General features: G+C 35.5%; 19 protein-coding genes and 1 tRNA gene. 10 read left to right on the top strand and 10 right to left on the bottom strand.

Going from position 1 to position 18,948, the window contains the following annotated elements; genetic code table 11:
* Positions 1–46: 46 nt before the first annotated feature.
* A complete protein-coding gene (locus B9T35_RS06285; RefSeq protein ID WP_086190254.1) occupies positions 47–937 on the top strand; it encodes a LysR family transcriptional regulator ArgP in 891 nt (296 codons plus the stop codon).
* Between the two features lie 127 nt (positions 938–1,064).
* On the opposite strand, the gene B9T35_RS06290 is transcribed toward B9T35_RS06285, so the two are convergent.
* Positions 1,065–1,655 carry a nicotinate-nicotinamide nucleotide adenylyltransferase gene (locus B9T35_RS06290; protein WP_086190255.1) on the bottom strand — a complete coding sequence of 197 codons (591 nt, stop codon included), beginning with the start codon at positions 1,653–1,655 and terminating at the stop codon, positions 1,065–1,067.
* A gap of 104 nt (positions 1,656–1,759) precedes the next feature.
* On the opposite strand from B9T35_RS06290, the gene B9T35_RS06295 reads away from it, so the two are divergent.
* On the top strand, positions 1,760–2,560 hold the full coding sequence (locus B9T35_RS06295; RefSeq protein WP_086190256.1) for an enoyl-CoA hydratase: 801 nt from the start codon (positions 1,760–1,762) through the stop codon (positions 2,558–2,560).
* Between the two features lie 113 nt (positions 2,561–2,673).
* Positions 2,674–3,450, top strand: a complete 777-nt coding sequence (locus tag B9T35_RS06300) for a nitroreductase family protein (RefSeq protein WP_086190257.1) — start codon at positions 2,674–2,676, stop codon at positions 3,448–3,450.
* Here B9T35_RS06300 and B9T35_RS06305 read toward each other — a convergent pair.
* Complete coding sequence (locus B9T35_RS06305) at positions 3,447–3,764, bottom strand: NGG1p interacting factor NIF3 (RefSeq protein WP_086190258.1); 318 nt, start codon at positions 3,762–3,764, stop codon at positions 3,447–3,449. The genes B9T35_RS06300 and B9T35_RS06305 overlap by 4 nt on opposite strands.
* Positions 3,765–3,821: 57 nt before the next feature.
* Between B9T35_RS06305 and B9T35_RS06310 the strand changes: the two genes are divergently transcribed.
* On the top strand, positions 3,822–4,454 hold the full coding sequence (locus B9T35_RS06310; protein WP_086190259.1) for a hypothetical protein: 633 nt from the start codon (positions 3,822–3,824) through the stop codon (positions 4,452–4,454).
* Positions 4,455–4,576: 122 nt separating this feature from the next.
* Here B9T35_RS06310 and B9T35_RS18760 read toward each other — a convergent pair whose 3' ends face one another.
* The 4 genes from B9T35_RS18760 to B9T35_RS06325 all read right to left on the bottom strand — a co-directional run bounded on the left by B9T35_RS18760 (position 4,577) and on the right by B9T35_RS06325 (position 9,716).
* Positions 4,577–4,705, bottom strand: coding sequence for a KGW motif small protein (locus tag B9T35_RS18760; RefSeq protein WP_265733435.1), 129 nt, complete (start codon positions 4,703–4,705; stop codon positions 4,577–4,579).
* A gap of 246 nt (positions 4,706–4,951) precedes the next feature.
* On the bottom strand, positions 4,952–8,785 hold the full coding sequence (gene purL / locus B9T35_RS06315; RefSeq protein WP_086190260.1) for a phosphoribosylformylglycinamidine synthase: 3,834 nt from the start codon (positions 8,783–8,785) through the stop codon (positions 4,952–4,954).
* Positions 8,786–8,972: 187 nt separating this feature from the next.
* Entirely contained in the window at positions 8,973–9,167 is a 195-nt protein-coding gene (locus tag B9T35_RS06320) for a hypothetical protein (RefSeq protein WP_139842010.1), read from the bottom strand.
* A 21-nt stretch (positions 9,168–9,188) separates the two neighbouring features.
* Positions 9,189–9,716 carry a hypothetical protein gene (locus B9T35_RS06325; protein ID WP_086190262.1) on the bottom strand — a complete coding sequence of 176 codons (528 nt, stop codon included), beginning with the start codon at positions 9,714–9,716 and terminating at the stop codon, positions 9,189–9,191.
* 212 nt (positions 9,717–9,928) lie between these two features.
* On the opposite strand from B9T35_RS06325, the gene B9T35_RS06330 reads away from it, so the two are divergent.
* From B9T35_RS06330 to ruvB, 3 genes are all read left to right on the top strand, one after another.
* A complete protein-coding gene (locus tag B9T35_RS06330; protein ID WP_086190263.1) occupies positions 9,929–11,269 on the top strand; it encodes a deoxyguanosinetriphosphate triphosphohydrolase in 1,341 nt (446 codons plus the stop codon).
* Positions 11,270–11,613: 344 nt separating this feature from the next.
* Positions 11,614–12,210 (top strand): Holliday junction branch migration protein RuvA, encoded by a 597-nt coding sequence (gene ruvA / locus B9T35_RS06335; protein ID WP_086190264.1) that lies wholly within the window; start codon positions 11,614–11,616, stop codon positions 12,208–12,210.
* A 307-nt stretch (positions 12,211–12,517) separates the two neighbouring features.
* Positions 12,518–13,522, top strand: coding sequence for a Holliday junction branch migration DNA helicase RuvB (gene ruvB / locus B9T35_RS06340; RefSeq protein ID WP_086190265.1), 1,005 nt, complete (start codon positions 12,518–12,520; stop codon positions 13,520–13,522).
* A gap of 102 nt (positions 13,523–13,624) precedes the next feature.
* On the opposite strand, the gene B9T35_RS06345 is transcribed toward ruvB, so the two are convergent.
* The 4 genes from B9T35_RS06345 to B9T35_RS06360 all read right to left on the bottom strand — a co-directional run bounded on the left by B9T35_RS06345 (position 13,625) and on the right by B9T35_RS06360 (position 16,861).
* On the bottom strand, positions 13,625–13,912 hold the full coding sequence (locus tag B9T35_RS06345) for a hypothetical protein (protein ID WP_086190266.1): 288 nt from the start codon (positions 13,910–13,912) through the stop codon (positions 13,625–13,627).
* Positions 13,913–14,155: 243 nt separating this feature from the next.
* Positions 14,156–14,232 (bottom strand) — tRNA-Met (locus tag B9T35_RS06350).
* A 1,747-nt stretch (positions 14,233–15,979) separates the two neighbouring features.
* Positions 15,980–16,384 carry a nuclear transport factor 2 family protein gene (locus tag B9T35_RS06355; RefSeq protein ID WP_086190267.1) on the bottom strand — a complete coding sequence of 135 codons (405 nt, stop codon included), beginning with the start codon at positions 16,382–16,384 and terminating at the stop codon, positions 15,980–15,982.
* A gap of 93 nt (positions 16,385–16,477) precedes the next feature.
* Positions 16,478–16,861 (bottom strand): winged helix-turn-helix transcriptional regulator, encoded by a 384-nt coding sequence (locus tag B9T35_RS06360; RefSeq protein WP_213033355.1) that lies wholly within the window; start codon positions 16,859–16,861, stop codon positions 16,478–16,480.
* Between the two features lie 95 nt (positions 16,862–16,956).
* Here B9T35_RS06360 and B9T35_RS06365 point away from each other — a divergent pair, with 95 nt between their 5' ends.
* The 3 genes from B9T35_RS06365 to B9T35_RS06375 all read left to right on the top strand — a co-directional run bounded on the left by B9T35_RS06365 (position 16,957) and on the right by B9T35_RS06375 (position 18,936).
* Positions 16,957–17,814, top strand: a complete 858-nt coding sequence (locus B9T35_RS06365) for an SDR family oxidoreductase (RefSeq protein ID WP_086190269.1) — start codon at positions 16,957–16,959, stop codon at positions 17,812–17,814.
* 17 nt (positions 17,815–17,831) lie between these two features.
* Complete coding sequence (locus B9T35_RS06370; protein WP_086190270.1) at positions 17,832–18,464, top strand: nitroreductase family protein; 633 nt, start codon at positions 17,832–17,834, stop codon at positions 18,462–18,464.
* Between the two features lie 115 nt (positions 18,465–18,579).
* A complete protein-coding gene (locus B9T35_RS06375) occupies positions 18,580–18,936 on the top strand; it encodes a YciI family protein (protein ID WP_086190271.1) in 357 nt (118 codons plus the stop codon).
* The last annotated feature ends 12 nt before the right edge of the window (positions 18,937–18,948 follow it).

Genomic DNA, 18,948 nt, shown 5'->3' on the forward strand with positions numbered 1-18,948 from the left:
AAAAATGGAAAACTATAATTTAGCTCATTCAAAGGATGATTATTCAATGTTACAGAGCAAACAAAGCGAAACTTTCCTTTTTGTTGCTGAAACAGGAAGTTTTGAACTCGCCGCTGAGAAACTCAATATCACAGCATCAGCAGTGACTTTACGCATTCAAAGTTTAGAAAAATCTTTGGGGCAACTCCTTATTATTCGTGAACGTCCTTGTAAAGTCACACAAGCAGGACAAGCCTTATTAGAATATTTACAACACACACGCTTGATGGAACAAAATTTAATTCAACAATTCACAGGTAAATCCATTCACTCAGATTTTTATAAAGTTAGCCTTGCGACTAATGCAGATTCACTCGCAACATGGTTATTACCCGCTCTACAAGATACGCTTTCTCGTGAAAAAATTGTACTTGAATTAAAAATTGAAGATCAATCTCAAACCTATACTTTACTTGAAACAGGTTTGGTCAATGTGTGCATCTCAACAGAAGCCCAAGCCATGAAAGGTTGTATTGCTCAACCATTAGGAAAAATGATTTATAAAATGGTAGCGACAGCAGAATTTTGTCAAAAATGGTTTAAAGATGGAATGGATAGAGAAACTTTAAAAGCCACTCCTGCGATTATTTTCAATCAAAAAGATCATGTACATCGCGATATAATCTTAAAATTATTTGGCTTAATGCCCACAACTTATCCATGTCATTACATTCCATCATCCACCGCTTTTGTAGAGGCAATTTTATTAGGATTGGGTTTTGGGATGGTGCCTGAATTTCAAATCGAAAATCGTTTAATTACAGGCGAACTGATTGAAATCATGCCCGAAGCTCAAACAGAGATTCTATTGTATTGGCATCATTGGAAACAACAATCTGCTCAATTGGCACAGCTTACGTCTGATATTTTAGTGAATGCACAACGAGTTTTAAAATAGCTTAGTGATTATTGATGCTTTCTATCACTCTTTCACATTGAACATAAAGACTGCCATCTCCAATATTCCTAATGTATAGAATAAAAATTCCGATGATCAATCACGATTCAAAAGAGCAAACCCTTCATCACTCTAATTTTGAATTTGATTCATTCAAGTTCGACTTATCTTGCTTTTGATATTTGTCTTGTAATTTCTTAAAAATTTCTGTGTTTTGAAAATGCTGTAAAAATTCAATCGTTCCCTGAGGGAAATACTGTTCCTGAATTTCACCACGATAATACGCTTCACGCATTGGTGTTGCCGAAATTGAATCTTTTAGACTATCCAACTCCACCATCTGCCACTCAGGGAAAAGCTGCAAATAATAAGAAGAATCATCTTTAAAATGACCAATTAAACCGACTTTATCTTCAGGTTTCACAACACTTGCAACAAGTGACTTTACCAATTTGACCCACTTCACATCATTATAAACATCAACCACATGTACAAAAATAATTCGTTTTTGATCAGACTCAGAAAAATTAGATAGAATCATCTGTTCGCGTTCTTGTGCGCTAAATGGATTTTTTATATTGCGCTCATTTTGGGCAGAACCCAGTGCCAAAATCACATTCTGACTTTGTTCTAACGCAATTTTAACCGTTTGCAAATGTGCCAAGTGAAAAGGCTGAAAACGACCAATGTAAACCAGATAATCAAATGTATATTTCATAGTAGATCAAACTTTTTTATGAACTCATCAGTTGCAACACGCTTTTAAATATGCGACATAATGAGGGTATAAAATAATATTCAGTTTAAAGCAAGGATAGTACGATGACACTCAGTTGTATTCAACAACCTCATCAGCATTTAAATGCAAATCTTGAAAATGGTATTCTCACATTAGCGATAAATCGCCCTGAAGCAAAGAATGCTTTATATGGTGAACTTTACTTATGGATTGCCAAAGCACTTGATGAAGCTGATCAGGATCGTGATGTTCGTGTGGTAATTTTACGTGGTGCTGACGCTGACTTCAGTGCAGGTAATGACATGAAAGATTTTATGGCTTTCATTCAAAATGCGCCTGAAGGTAAAGAAGGTGATGGCCCTCCATTTGTATTATTGAAATCTGCAGCTCGTTTGTCTAAACCCCTGATCTGCGCTGTGCGTGGTGTCGCAATTGGCATTGGTGTAACTGTATTACTACATGCTGACCTTGTGTATAGCGACAATACTGCCCTATTCCAAATTCCATTTGTTAGCCTTGGACTTTCTCCTGAAGGTGCTTCAAGTAAATTATTGATTCAACAAGCAGGCTATCATAAAGCGGCTGAATTATTACTAACTGCACAAAAGTTCAATAGCGAAAAGGCTTTGAATGCAGGCTTAGTCAATAGTATTGAAGAAGATGTATATGGTCATGCTTTACGCCAAGCACAAACTTTGGCTGCATTACCCCTTGCATCATTGGTACAAACCAAAGCACTGATGAAGCATAATCTTGAAGAAATTATTCAATGTGTTGATGATGAAGCTGTGGTCTTTATGCAACGTGTGAAATCACCTGAAATGGCTGAGGCTGTTGCTGCATTTATGCAAAAGCGTAAACCTGATTTTACACAATTTAACTAATTCAAAACATGATTTAAAATCATGAACAATAACCACTGAATGACTACGATTCAGTGGTTTTATCTTTTATATGATTTGTCTAAATTTTTCCTAAACCTATTGTGATCTTCCTTATGACTAAGCCAACAAAAACTGAAAAAAAGCGTTATTTTGAACCTGCTCCACAAGATATTAATGTTGAAAATTTTAAAAAGGTAATTCAAAGCCGTCGTTCAGTCCGTAATTTTACAGATAAGCCAATTCCTGCTGAAATTTTAGATGATTGTTTAGATTTAGCATTACTTGCACCAAACTCATCTAATTTACAGCCATGGACGTTTTACGTGGTACAAAATCCTGCCAAGAAAAAGCAACTCATTAAAGCCTGTATGAGCCAATTTGCGGCACGTACTGCAGCTGAATTGATTGTCTGTGTGGCAAGAACAGACCGTTTAGATGAAATGGCAAAGCGAAATGTAGATGAATTTCCGTTGATTAAATTATCACTTGCGGAAGTCCCTGCGATCATTCAAAAATACTATCGTTTTATTCCATACAATTATAAAACAGGTTATTTAAATGCTTTAGGTAACTTTAAGAAAGTTACTTTCAAAATAGCACGTACAGCCAAACAAGTTTTACCTGTTACAGCATTTAAACCTGCTGATTCAATTCTTTGGGCAAGTAAAACCACTGCTTTAGCATGTGAAAATTTGGTTTTATCTTTACGTGCTTATGGTTTTGACAGTTGTATGATGGAAGGTTTTGATGAACCTATGGTTCGTAAAATCTTAAATTTAGGTGATCAGCAACACCCTATCATGGTAATTGGTGCAGGCGAACGTGCTGAAGATGGTGTGTTTTATCCACAATATCGTTTTAATCGTGATTTATTCATTCAAAAAGTTTAGAACCGAATATCCACGATTTGTATAAATTCAAAGGCAGGCTCTTCATAAGGATGGCTTGCCTTTAATGCTTTGGCAACTTGTGGAGCTTTATCTTCTGAAACAATCGTTTCTACTCGCCATTCTGGAATTTTCTCTAAAATATCAAGTTCGCCAATAAAGGGATTTGCGCCTTTTATCGGCTTAAACTGCCCTGTTCCTAATACTTGCCATGCACAATGTTCGTAATTACCTATACCGCCCGCACCTGCTTCATAAATTGCAAGTTTGGTAGATTCAAGATGTGATTCTGGAACGTAGTAGATGAGTTTTAGCATTTCTATTTGATGTGTATTTCATTAATATAAAACTCATCATATTGATAGATCAAAATTATGTCTAATAAAAAAATTATCAGCGAACTTACTTTAACCACGACTGAAAATTTAGTTGATGAAATTCTATTTAAAACAGCAAATACATTTTTAGACGATGCAATTAAATCTATTCCTTTTGCATCACTAATAACGAGTTCAATTCAAAGTTATGCTAGATTTCGTACTTTCAAAGAACAAAAACAACTATTAGCTTTCATCCAAGAGGCCAATAATACAGACCATGAATTCATTGAGAAATTCTTTAGTGATAAATCTAATATTGAATTAGGATTCGAAATTTTGGGAATTCTTGATCAAACCTACTTAGAAAGACAAGCTCGAATGATTTTTCGTGCTACCAAACTATTTAAAGACAGCCAAGTTACCAAACAAGAATTTGATAAATATACTTACATTATTACCAAATTAAATAGCCATCTCACCACCCTTCTAAAAGAACTTTATCTTATAAAAACAAATTCAAATGTTCCTAAATATGAGTTTGATATTGAAAATCCCAATATGGAATTTATTAGCTTTGAATTTTTAAAAGAAGTTCCCTCACCGCTTTATCCTGGATCTATTCCCGTTACTAAATTTAAAAGGACTGATAACTTCTATTATTTTTATAAAAATATATTCAAAGACTAAATAAAATAAGAAGTGAAATACATGTCACTCGTTGGGTAGAGGATAAAAGAAAACATCCTCCACCCAATAAAACTATGAAATCAATTTTAAAATTAAAAAACCACCTCTCGGTGGCTTCTCTATTAAATACTCAACATATATCCCAAGATCACAAATAGTATTTGCAACCCAACCACCGCACCAAACAAAATCCAACCTTTTTGGCGTAATGCAACCCGATCAACACTTGTATACTTTTCAATTCTTATCATTTTTTCACCTCATTTTTTTGATTCATCAATGAACACATGTGGGCAAAACATTTATCCTTATATAGACAATCTAACTGATGCAAAAAATAAACCAAGTTTTTATCTGTAACCAACTATTTTATGTTCTCTAACTTCGTCATAACAACAAATCGCAATTTCAAATAAATCTTAAATTTTACTAACAATAGAAAAGCCACCTTTCGGTGGCTTTTCTAACGCAAACATCTTTAATGAATTAGTTTAAAATTAACCAATAAATTTACGTGCATTACGGAACATACGTAACCATGCACCATCTTCAGTCCATTCTTCAGGCTTCCAAGAATGTTGAATTGCACGGAAGTTACGTTCAGGGTGAGGCATCATAATCGTTGCACGACCATCTTTCGATGTCACACCAGAAATCGCTTCAGGTGAACCATTCGGATTCATTGGATATTGCTGTGTTGCATTACCCAAGCTATCTACATAACGTAAAATGACTTGATTGCCTGCATTTAATGCAGCAATGCTCGCGTCAGGTGCAACAACACGACCTTCACCATGCGCAACAGCGATTGGTAAAATTGAACCATCCATACCTTCTAACAATACAGAGTTCGATTTTTCAATACGAACGTTCACTGCACGTGCTTCAAACATTTCAGAGGTATTACGATAGAAACGAGGCCAGTTCTCAGTACCTGGAATGAGTGGTGCAAGTTGTGACAACATTTGACAACCATTACAAATACCTAAAGAGAAGGTTTCATCACGGTTAAAGAATTTTTCAAATTGGTCACGAAGTTTCGGGTTAAATAAAACTGATTTTGCCCAACCACCGCCTGCGCCCATCACATCACCGTAAGAGAAACCACCACATGCAACCAAGCCTTCAAAGTCGTCTAAATCGATACGACCTGCAAGTAAGTCACTCATATGTACATCGACAGTATTGAAACCAACCTTGTCAAATGCAGCTGCCATTTCAACATGACCATTTACGCCTTGTTCACGTAAAATCACCATGTTTGGACGACGTGAATTAATATATGGCGCTTCAACAGGCTCATTCAAATCGAACGTTGGTAATGCGATTAAACCTTTGTGTTCTTTGTTCGCAATCAAGCTATATTCTTGATCTGCGGTTTCAACGTTGTCACGTAAACGCTGTATTTGATAAGACACTTCAGTCCACACTTGTTGTAAATCAACACGACTTAAACTCAAACCATTAATGGTCAAAGTATCCGTATTGTTGACTGTACCCACAACAGCAATTGCATCTTTTAATATTGATGCAGCAACTTCTGTTTCTAATGTAGCCCAGTCAGATGCACTGATTTGAACCACTGCACCAATTTCTTCAGCAAATAAACTTTCTATAGACTGGTCTTCAAGTGCGACACCTAAACGTGCAGCAAACATCATTTCTGCAACAGTTGCCAATAAGCCACCATCACCAATGTCATGATACGCTTTGATTAAGCCACGGTTGTTCCAGTCCTGAACCAATGTAAAGAATGCTTTGAAGTCATCAAAACTATCTACATCTGGTGTTACAGAACCAATCGCTTTATAAACTTGCGCAAGAATCGAACCACCTAAACGGAACTGGCCTTTAGACAAATCTATACGAACAAGTACAGATTCGATATTTTTCAATTCAGGTGTTAATGTTTTACGTACATCCAATACTGGTGCAAATGCAGTGATTACACCTGTCATGGGTGAAGTAACGGATTTTTCTACACCCTCATCATTCCAAGTAGTACGCATTGAAAGTGAATCTTTACCTACTGGAATAGCGATACCCAAAGCAGGACACATTTCCATACCAATGGCTTTTACACCTTCAAACAAGGCTTGATCTTCACCTTGCTGACCCGCTGCTGCCATCCAGTTCGCAGATAATTTAATGTCGCTGATCTGTTCAATATTGGCACACATGATGTTTGAAATTGATTCTGCAACAGCCAAACGAGCAGATGCAGCAGGATTTAACAATGCCACAGGTGGACGTTCACCCATTGCCATCGCTTCACCTGTAAAGCCTTGCAAACTTGTGGTTGTTACTGCTGCATCTGCAACAGGAACTTGCCAAGGACCAACCATTTGGTCACGTGCAACCATACCTGTAATGGAACGGTCACCAATGGTGATCAGGAATGATTTAGATGCAACCGTTGGATTTTTAAGAACACGATAAATCGCATCTTTTAAATCGACAACTTTAGCTGCATTAAAGTCATCACCTTTACGTTCAATTGTTTCGTATGAACGTTGCATGCGAGGTGTACCACCCAGCATCACTTGCATTGGCATATCAACTGCTTTATTACCAAATAACGGATCTTCAACCGTTAAATGACGTGCTTCAGTTGCCTCACCCAATACCGCAAACGGACAACGCTCACGTGCACAAATCGACTCAAACAATTCTAAAGAACTTGGACGAATCGCCAAGACATAGCGCTCTTGTGCTTCGTTTGACCAGATTTCCATTGGAGACATACCTGGCTCTAATGATGGAATCTTACGAAGATCAAGCACAGCACCTAACTCGTGATCATTCACAAGCTCAGGCATCGCATTAGATACACCGCCCGCACCGACATCATGTACAGATACGATTGGGTTGAAATCTTCCATACGCCAGCAGGTATCAATGACTTCTTGGCAACGGCGTTCCATTTCTGGATTTTCGCGTTGAACAGAAGCAAAATCTAAATTTTCACCGAGTTTACCACTATCTACAGAAGATGCTGCACCACCACCTAAACCAATCAGCATTGCAGGACCACCCAACACGATGAGTAAATCACCCGGTTGGATTGCATCTTTTTCAACATGGTCAGGACGAATATTACCGTAACCGCCAGCAATCATAATCGGCTTATGGAAGCCTTTTACATCGCCATTCACATTTTGTTCAAAAGTACGGAAATAACCATTTAAAGCAGGACGACCAAACTCGTTGTTAAATGCAGCACCACCTAAAGGACCTTCAATCATGATCTGAAGTGGAGATGCCATACGAGATGGTTTGCCGTAATTGTCTTCCCAAGGCTGTTCAAAACCCGGAATATTCAAGTTAGAAACAGTGAATGCTGTTAAACCTGCTTTTGGTTTACCACCACGACCCGTTGCACCCTCATCACGAATTTCACCACCAGAACCTGTCGCTGCACCTGCAAAAGGCGCAATCGCTGTAGGATGGTTATGCGTTTCCACTTTCATGAGAATGTGTGCCGCTTGACTCTTATATTTATAGACATGACGACCATTTTCATCCGCTTTCGGATAAAAACGTTGCGTGTCATAACCCACAATCACCGAAGCATTGTCTTTATATGCTGACAATACGTCTGTAGGCGATTCTTTATAGGTGTTTTTAATCATTTGGAACAATGACAATGGTTGTTTTTCACCATCAACTGTCCATTCCGAACCAAAGATTTTATGACGGCAATGTTCAGAGTTTGCTTGAGCAAACATCATCAATTCGATGTCATTTGGGTTGCGACCCATTTTATTGAATGCTTCGGTTAAGTAATCAATTTCTTCCATTGATAACGCAAAACCGAATTCATTATTGGCTTTCACCAATGCATCTTTACCTTGACCCAAAATATCAATTGAGTTCAAAGGTTTTGGCGCTGTTTCTAAAAATAATGCAGCAGCATCATCTATTTGATTAAATACGCTTTCTGTCATACGGTCATGTAACGCAAGTTTTACTTCATTGGATATTTCAGAAATACCCTTTAAAGTAAACAAAACACCGCGTTCAAGGCGGTGTATTGGCGTATTACAATTGGCAAAAATATCTGTTGCCTTAGATGACCACGGAGAAATTGTTCCTAGACGTGGTGTCACCAATATCTGGACTTCATCACTTGCAGCTTGGCGTACTTCGAAAGACGCACCATCATTTAAAAGCTGTAATGCAGATTGCTGTTGTTGCTCGGTGAGCGCTTGGTCAAACAAATAGACCCATTGGCTTTCTATTGATTGAACAGAACTCATTGACGTTAAACGGTTTAAGAGTTGAGTTTTCTTAAAAGAAGAGTGTGCTGGGGCACCGGCCACGATAAACATGCTGATTTTGGCTCCACGGGCAGGTCTTAAGAACCTTGCCACAATGTGACTTGAAGAGAGCGCACATTCTACTGCGAAAGCATATTTTCAGCTAGTCATATCCACTTTAAAAGTGAGAGATTTATCAATGGAACTTGCTCTATTTATAACAATTATCTTATTTTAGAAGTAATTGTTAACAAATATTTTATTGAGATGAAAAAATAAGATCACCTGTTTGAGCATCTTCTTTTGCAACAATTCCAATTTTACCAAAGAATTTTTCGCCACAGGAAATATCCTCATCAATCTCTCCATCTATGCCATAAGAAAGTGGAATATGGGTATGTTCAAATTCACGGCTAGAAGTAGCTTCTTTAAAAAACACCTCCATACTTTCCATGTTGTAACAGACAAAAATCTGTTATGGAACATTGTTTTTATTCAAATCAAAACTATATGTATGGTCTGAATTAACTTTTAAACAATCTATTTTTAGCGCAGCTGAATTTATCCAGTCTTTTTCGTGATTAATCGCATACGCATATTTCAGATTTCCTGTTCGTTCATCCTCAGAACAATTTTGGATAGATTTGCCAATTTCAACTTGTACAATATTTAAATCATCTTTTGAAAATATGGATTTACCGTTCAAATCACTGCCTGGAATAATACTCCAATAAGTTTTCCCTTCAGCTTTAGCATCATCCGTCCAAATACAATATTTTGATAGCTTTTGATCTGGTGTTTGTTGATATGCAAATATTGCCAAAGGTTGATCTGAAACTTTTTTTGGCATTTGTTGAGCAGGAATTTTAGATTGTGCCTTCTTTACAGATGAATCACCCTCTTGGATTTGATTTGTTGCCTGTTCTTTTGCTTGTTCTAATTTTTTGGAGTCACAGGCGATTAAAATACTACTTAGGCTGAATATTAAAATTATTTTATACATCTTTATCCACTCTTATTTTTTAAAAAAATATCATTAATCGATATCTTGTATAAAGCCGTTCATTTCTCATCACAGAGGCTAATAAAAAAGTTTTTCACACTTGTAGATAAGATGCCTAATATAAATGATAAAGACAACTTATGTCGCCGAGCTCTAGTACATTTTCAATAAATTTGGCATGATGCAAATACGTAATAATTGAATAATGATAAATGACTCAAATGCGTTGGTTAGAACTGCTTTCAACAATTCGTATGGGCAGTAAAAAACAAAGTTCAGAGCAAGCTCGTAGCCCTTTTCATAAAGATTATGATCGCATTATATTTTCGCAAAGCTTTCGACAGCTCAATAGAAAAACACAAGTTCACCCATTAACCCAGCATGATGGCATTCATACCCGTTTGACTCATTCTCTTGAAGTGTCTTGTATAGGGCGTTCATTGGGTATGTTAGCAGCTGAAAAAATTCAAAAAGAATTGCCTGTATGGATTTCCCCTGCCGATGTGGGGGCAATTATTCAAGCCGCCTGTCTTGCACATGATATTGGGAATCCACCTTTTGGACATGCAGGTGAATATGCCATTCGTGAATGGTTTGATGATGCATCTCATACAGATTTCTTACAAGATTTAAGCCCAGAACAACAAGCAGATGTACGTCAGTTTGAAGGTAATGCGCAGGGCTTACGTCTACTCACCAAAATTGACTATCATCCCAATGATGGTGGAATGCGTTTAACTTATGCAACGTTAGGGGCTTACTTAAAGTACCCTTGGTTATCTAAGACCATTGAATCTCAAGGGAATACTCCTGCCAGTGCTCGTGCAAAGTTTGGTTGTTATCAAGCTGAAAAGGATATTCTTCAACAAATTGCTGAACAATTGGGTTTAATTCAACTTGGTGAATATCATTATTGTCGTCATCCACTGACCTACCTTTTAGAAGCTGCGGATGATATTTGTTATGCACTGATTGACCTTGAAGATGGCATTATCTTAAATATGTTGTCTTATGAAGAAGTTGAACTCATTTTCCTAGACTTAATTGGTGAATATGGTAAACCTGCTGAACTCAGCATGCCTTATACCACTTGGCAACAGAAGATTGCTGCGCTACGCGGTCGGGTCATGAAACGACTTGTGGACGAAGTAACGACAGCTTTTGCCAAACATCATTTTCAGATTATCTCAGGACAATTAAAAGGTAGTTTATTGCAATATTGCTCGCCTGATATTGAAATAGGTATTGATAAAGCAAAGAATTTGGCTCGTGAAAAAATCTTTGAACATCCACAAAAATCAGGTTTAGAAATTATTGCACATCAAAGCTTACAGCATATTTTAGATGCTTTTATTCCTTTAACGACACCGAATAAAATATTGAGTTTTAAAGATGGTCGCTTGATGTCAATTCTAGATCGTTTTGGTGCACGATTTAATGAAAGTCATTATGACAATATTATGCAAGTTTTAGATATTGTGAGTAAATTTTCAGACCATCAAGCCTATAATCTTGCTCAGGAATTACAAGGCAATAAAGTTGGGTTTTTCTAATCTCACACTCATCTCTCTTTAAGCTTAAATTGATAGATCTCATGCAAAAGTTTAAAAATGAACAAAACTTTATAAGTGGAAATAATATTTGATTAATATTGAGTGTTCCTTCTCCTTCTAGGAGAAGGTTAGGATGAGAGTGAATCCTAAAGATAGTCCTACCTCCAATCCTCTCCTTAAAAAAGAGGAGAAATCCATTGTGAAACAAAAGCTGATTAAGAGCTGGCTGATGCAAGAGGTTTGATAATCTTTGATCTATCACATATAAGTGTATAAATGTTATTTTGCGTTTAGAGCAAATGGCATCTACTATTCAACCATTAACAAAGAAGTGAACAAATGCAATGATCGGATGTCTTATTGGTGAAGTCTTAGCTTTGGAAGCACCTACAGTTCTACTCAATGTAAATGGTGTAGGTTATGAAATTGATACACCGCTTTCTACATTTTGCCAATTACAAAAAGGTCAAAAAGTCACTTTATGGACACATTTAACCGTCCGTGAAGATGCACAACTGTTATATGGATTTTCCAACGCACAAGAAAAAATCATTTTCCGTACCTTACTCAAAGTAAATGGCGTTGGTCCTAAAATGGCTTTGGGTATTCTTTCGACATTAAGTATCGATATGCTCATCCACACCGTAGAAAATGGTGATGTAAAAACATTGGTTAAAGTACCAGGTGTTGGTGCTAAAACTGCTGAGCGCTTAATGATTGAACTGCGCGACCGTTTTAAAGCATTTACGACCAATACAGTTTCAAACAATTCAACGCAAATGCAATTTACTGGAAACTCTGCTGTTGCTGAAGCAGAAGCTGCCTTACAATCATTGGGTTATAAACCACTTGAAGCACAGAAGTTAATTCAAGCCGTTAAAGCTGACTTTACTGAAGCTGGTGATATCATTCGTGCTGCACTTAAATCTTTGAATAAATAGTATAAAGTTTATCAGCAAAATAAATGCTATAACTTTGATACACGTTAGTGTCATTCGCAACTGTTCGAGGCAGAATTCTTTATGTAATATAAAGTTTCTGCGAATTATTCGATAAAAAATTATATTTGACGAGTTTTGCGAATGACAATGGTTTTGCTTACTGTTGTAAAAACAAAAGTAAGGCTAACCGTAGGTATATCCTGAAATTTAAACATTAAAGAGTAAGACTCCGCTGTAATAAATCATTGTTAAATGAATGATGAAATTACTTCAAAATAAATTCGCTTTACTTTAGATCAAATCAATTATGCAAGACCGTTTAATCAGTGGTTCTGAAAAACCTGAAGATCATTTTGATCGTGCCATTCGCCCCACCTCACTGGATGACTACATTGGTCAGCCTGTGGTTCGTGAACAGATGGAAATCTTTATTGGTGCGGCACGTGGTCGTGGCGAAGCGCTCGATCACACCCTTATTTTTGGTCCACCAGGTTTAGGTAAAACCACATTAGCCAATATTATTGCCCGTGAAATGGGTGGCAATTTAAAATCAACCTCAGGCCCTGTTTTGGAACGTGCGGGAGATTTAGCTGCAATGCTGACCAATCTTGAAGAGGGTGATGTTTTATTTATTGATGAAATCCATCGCCTTTCACCTGTGATTGAAGAAATTCTCTACCCTGCAATGGAAGATTACCAACTCGATATTATGATTGGTGAAGGCCCAGCCGCTCGTTCAATTAAACTTGATTTACCGCCTTTTACCTTAGTTGCAGCAACCACGCGTGCAGGTCTACTCACCTCTCCGTTACGTGATCGCTTTGGTATCGTGCAACGCTTAGAATTCTATTCAGTCGAAGACCTAACCCATATTGTATCTCGCTCAGCTTCGTTGATGGATTTACCAACGACACCCGATGGCGCTGTAGAAATTGCACGTCGTGCACGCGGTACGCCACGTATTGCCAATCGTCTATTACGTCGTGTTCGTGACTATGCCCAAGTCAAAGGTACAGGTGAAATCACCAAGGAAATGGCACAACGTGCTTTAGATATGTTGAATGTCGATAAAGATGGACTGGATACCCTAGATCGCCGTTATTTAAGTATGTTGCTTGAGCGTTTTGATGGTGGTCCTGCGGGTGTAGAAGCTTTGGCTGCGGCTATGGCTGAGGATTCTGGAACACTGGAAGATGTGATTGAACCTTATTTAATTCAGCAAGGTTATGCCATGCGTACAGCTCGTGGTCGTATCGCAACCAATCAAGCCTATATACAGTTTGGAATGACACCACCCGAACCAAAAAATTAGTCATTAATGTCGTGCTTAATTTTTAAATAAATCACTTGTATAAAGCTTTTTATTTTTCCTTATGTGGAGAAATAAAAAGCTCTACTTACAGTTATTCAACATCTAATAACTTGTGGACTCAGTTTGGAACAACGGATGGGTAGATCGATAAGAAATTAGCTTTTCTCTTTCTTTATTTAGAAATAATTTTGATTCTTCTTCCCATGTCGCTTTACGACTATCCAAACCGGAGTTACGTAAAACCCAATCAGAAACAGAGCCGTATATAAAAGAATTATCAGCAAAGATTAATTTTGATTGGTTACTTGTATCACTCATAAAAACTTTATGCGTCGGTAAAGAACCGAATATATTAAAACAAGTATATAAATATTTATAATTAGCGTGCATCGTAAAATCTTCCTATCTAGTTCTCACTATAACAGTAAATAACGCACACTATGACAGCAATAATGAAACATTTAATATTTTTTAATAAGCTTATTTTAAATAAATTCTCACAAGAAGAATATTCATACTTTCAAAAATAAAGAAGTCGTTAATCAATATATAAAATATCGAGTATTTAAATTTTAATCATAAAAAAAGCCTAATCTATGTAGATTAGGCTATGAAACTTTAAATCTTTCTCGTTGGTAGCGGGAGCTGGATTTGAACCAACGACCTTCGGGTTATGAGCCCGACGAGCTACCAGACTGCTCCATCCCGCATCAACGAAGTGACTTTATACGCCTAAAAGATAAGAAATACAAACGTTATTGAATATATATTGAATTAAATACTCGAAACTCAACTGTATGGCTAAATATCACTCGTTATCTTTCATAATTCAGTCATATCGTTAAAATCAGTGATTATCTTTTAAACCTCATATTTTTTAATTATCTAGATTAAAGTAAATTGTAAAATTTAAATTTGATTATTTATTAACACATTTACTTATGGTGAATTAGACTTCTTTTATAACACCTTTACATTTTTCATTATCATATAAAATAAAAAACTTATAAATCGTTATATAAGATACATCATTAAATCGCTTAAGAGCATTATTAAATTAAATCTAAAACAATTGTGCATATCTTATGTGTAACACTCCCCAAATCAGTTTAATTGCTGTTCTAAATCTTGGCTTTAAATTCTATGAGTCCCTCAATCTTTTGCTTAGAATTGTAATCTTGCGCCATTTGTGAAAATACGCCCTGTGCTAAAATTCGCGCCTGAGTAAATGCTAAAGATCTGTATAGAGTAATCATAGACCAAGCTCGATTTTTTGGATCTAGATAAATTCAAGCGATGTTCATTTGACTTTTAAAGTAATTATATCAAGTGAACAATTCACTCAAATTATTTTCCTATAATTTGTGACTTATTCTTGTACTTGGTCAGTGTAAAATTTAATGAAGTCATCTTCTATATTACTCACGTTTATACATTTGCATGAGCTCTTTACTTAGACAAGTAAATATCACCACACAAGCTGAAATATATTATTTATTTTTAAAGATGGTACTAAAAAATGGCGAACAAATTTGAATTCCAAATTCTACAGTATCACTAATATTTCACAATAACTCGCAATAACCGACAATAACAAACAGAACACAACACTGATAAATAATAATTTTATTTTAATTAAGCAATAAATCGCAATAACTGACACCAATAAACAATAGACCTAAAGTCTACAATCAGTCTACTTTTAGATAAACCCATTGAACTTGCAGAAATGCGCAAGTCTGCATAAATCGCTATAAAAGAAGGTGTGTCCAGTTTTGGGCATACCCACAGTTAAAGATTTTATGCTGTTTTTCCGACAAAGTTAAAGTGACTGAGGTTGTAACAAGGTTTTAAAACTTTAAGTAAAAATCGATTTTATATACATGATACGCAACTTTTTAAAAGGTTTTAAGCAAGGCTGTCTAAGTTAAGCTTAAATCTTATCTATCTGATATTTAGTGATAATGAAAATATCTATATTCACATAAATTACTAAAGGCTGAACCAATCAAACTTAATTTTACGTCAAATGTTAAATATTTTAGGCAACATTGTTTATCCACATTTTTTAAATTTAAACCCATTCAAGTTAAAATCTTGAAAACGTAATACAATCAAGTCGTGTTTTTATAAATATAAAATTAGATGATAGGTCTTCAAAAGATAAACTATTGAAGCTTCATGAAGTGTCATTAGATCACTTGAAAAACTCAAAAGCTATTGATAATACAAAAAGAAATCAATTAATGCTCCTGATTTTTAAAATATCCGCGCATTTGAGGCTATTGAAAAATGCTCTATCCCTCTTGTGCTGTATAAAATTGCTATTAGCTTTCCCTACCCTGCACAAGTTACATAATCAAAATTCTTAAAAACTTTGTCATCATTAGTATATAAAAAAAGCACCTTATGGTGCTTTTTCCTTTCTAAATCAACCGTACAATGTATCAAAACTGTCTATTTAACGATGATATATTCGCTATCTTCTCTTGATGTAGCAAACTCTTCCATGCGTGTAATCAGCCCATCTTTAACTGTATAGACTTGTACCCATTTTTGAGCAGCATAACCTTCTTGACCATCAATAAAAAACTTCTCCTGTCCCAATACAACAACCGTGTCATCCTGCTGAATAGTTTTCAAAATATCAAAATATTCTGCATGCATAGTTGTGAAGTTGGTGTTAAAAAATTCTCTTACACCAGATTTACCTTCAAATCGTAAAGAAGGTAATTTTTGAGTCCCATGATGAATCCACACTGTATCGTCAGAAACTGTTGCAACTGCAGCATCAAGATTTTGTGCTGAAAAGGCTAAAAACATTTTATCTACTATTGTTTTCTCTAGGGATTTAGTTGTCATTGCTTAGGTCTTCTTTATATTAATGTGTAAGCGTTAAGAATGAATTTAAAAAAAATTTAGAACAATATACTTTTATATAGTTACTTTTTCATTTTATTCCGATATTAAACTTAATTCCTTATGATGTTGTCCCCATGTTGCCATTTGAACCATCAATTTTTCTAACCCACGGCCTGACTCAGTAAGATCATATAAAAAAATAGACTTACCAGTAGTCTCATCACATATTTTTACTTTTGTAACGACATTATTGAGTTCTAACTCTTTTAATTCTTTAGAAATCATTTTAGGTGTAATACCGGGTAGTAAACGCTCAATGTCATTAAATCTGCGTTGCTGTTTGAGTAATGTAGCTACAATTGCAAGCTTCCACTTACCATTGACTACGTTTAATGCATTTTTTAGAGCAGATATAAACTGCATGTTGCATTCATCTTCAATTGTATAATTTTTTGTCATATTTACTTTATTTTTCAAATTTTAATTTAACTATCCTAGGGTATAGTGATTTCATTTATTTAAAAACTTATAAATGAAAAAATAATTTTTAGAACATTAAGAGTAAATTAAATATGATATTAATTACTGGTGCAACAGGTAATTTAGGATCCAGTGTTGTCCATTATTTAGAAAGCTTAATTTCACATAATGAGTTTGCTGTCTTAGCGCGCAACCTAGAAAAAGCTAAAATATTTTCTGAAAATAACATTAAAGTTCGGTATGGTGATTTTAATGATATTAACTCGCTACAAAATGCATTTATTGGTATAGAAAAACTTGTTTTAATTTCCACCATGGAGATGAATCGTTTAGCTCAACATAAAACAGTGATTGATGTAGCAAAGCAAGCTGGTGTAAAGCATGTTATCTATACAAGTTTGGCAATACAAGACATCAATACCTCTGCAGTCAAAGAGCTGATGGAAAGCCATTTTGAAACAGAAAATTATCTAAAAAGTAGTGGTTTAAATTTCACAATTCTTCGCAATACAATCTATGCCGAAGCTATTCCTCAGATTATTGGGGAACAAGCCCTAGATACAGGTATATTGCTATCTGGAGGCTTAGGTAAAGTACCATATGCTTTACGTGATGAAATGGGTGAAGCGATCGCAAATTTACTAGTACAATCAGGACATAAAAATAAAATTTATAATATTACAGGTAGTACATTTTATAATTATCAAGATATTGCTGAAATGCTCAGTGATATTTCGGGTAAAAAAGTAAATTACCATGCTTTAGAAAATGATGAATACGTAACTTTATTAGAAAATCTTGGTCTACCTAAATTTTTGATTTTTCTCACATCAGGTACGGTCTTAGATATTAAAAATGATCAATATGAGATTGAAAGTTCAGATTTAGAAAAATTACTAGGTCGTAAAACAGCATCATTAAAAAATTATTTAACTCAATTTTATCAATAATTAAAAGGTAGAACTCTATGAAATTATTAGACGCATTAAGCTGGCGATATGCAACTAAGCGCATGACTGGTGAGAAAATAGACCAAGCACTAGTTGATCAGATTTTAGAAGCTGCTCGTCTTGCACCTACATCTGCAGGTGTGCAACCGATTCATATTTTTTCGATCACAAATAAAGAAGTTAAAGAGAAAATTTCTCCGATCGCACTCAATCAACCACAGATTACAGAGTCATCGCATTTATTAGTTTTTACGGCTTGGGATAATATGGCTGATCAACGTATTCAAGATGTTTATGACTATACAAATACAGAACGTGGACTTCCTTTAGATACAACAGCAGATGTAGTAAGTGGACTTAAACAAATGTTTTCGACTTTTACTGAAGAACAACAACATCATCATGCTTCCAAACAAGCACATATTGCATTTGGCCTCGCAATTGCAGCTGCTGCAGAATTAGGCATAGATGCTACGCCGATGGAAGGATTTGATAAAGAACAGCTTGATGAGTTTTTAGATTTAAAATCGAAGGGACTAAAATCAACAACATTACTCGCCTTGGGACGTCGTGCACCTGAGAATGATTGGCTTATAAAATTAAAGAAAGTCCGTCAACCGAAAGCAACATTTATTACAGAAATCAAATAAAGTATTTAATCATATTATTGATTTTTATTTTTTAGATAAAACTCCCCCTCTTTGTGAACACTTATTATTTGCAAAGGGGAACACTTTAATTTTATCTTACGGGTCTATAAATCTTATGAAACATTTTCTTTTACTTTTAAGAGCCAATATCGAAATGAAACCTGAAGCTTTTACTGATCCTAAAGAAATCGAAAGCCGATTATCTTGGTTAGAAAAAATTAAAAATTCAGGTACTGTAGTTGATTTAGGTGGAACATTGCCACCAACACCATTGATGGGAGCGACTATTTTTGCTGATGGCTCAATAATCTCTGGTGCTTTTAAAGAGGTTTCTCACTTTTTAACTGGATATTTGGTGCTACAGGCAGAAAGCTTAGAAAATGCTTTAGAACTTGCAAAAGATAATCCTATTTTGGTAGCAGGTGGTAGTATTGAACTTAGAGAGATAATTACCAGAATTAAAGAATCTTAATTTAAAATTATG

It is taken from the genome of Acinetobacter sp. ANC 3832 (genome assembly GCF_002135415.1).
In the GTDB taxonomy this organism is placed as follows: Bacteria; Pseudomonadota; Gammaproteobacteria; order Pseudomonadales; family Moraxellaceae; genus Acinetobacter.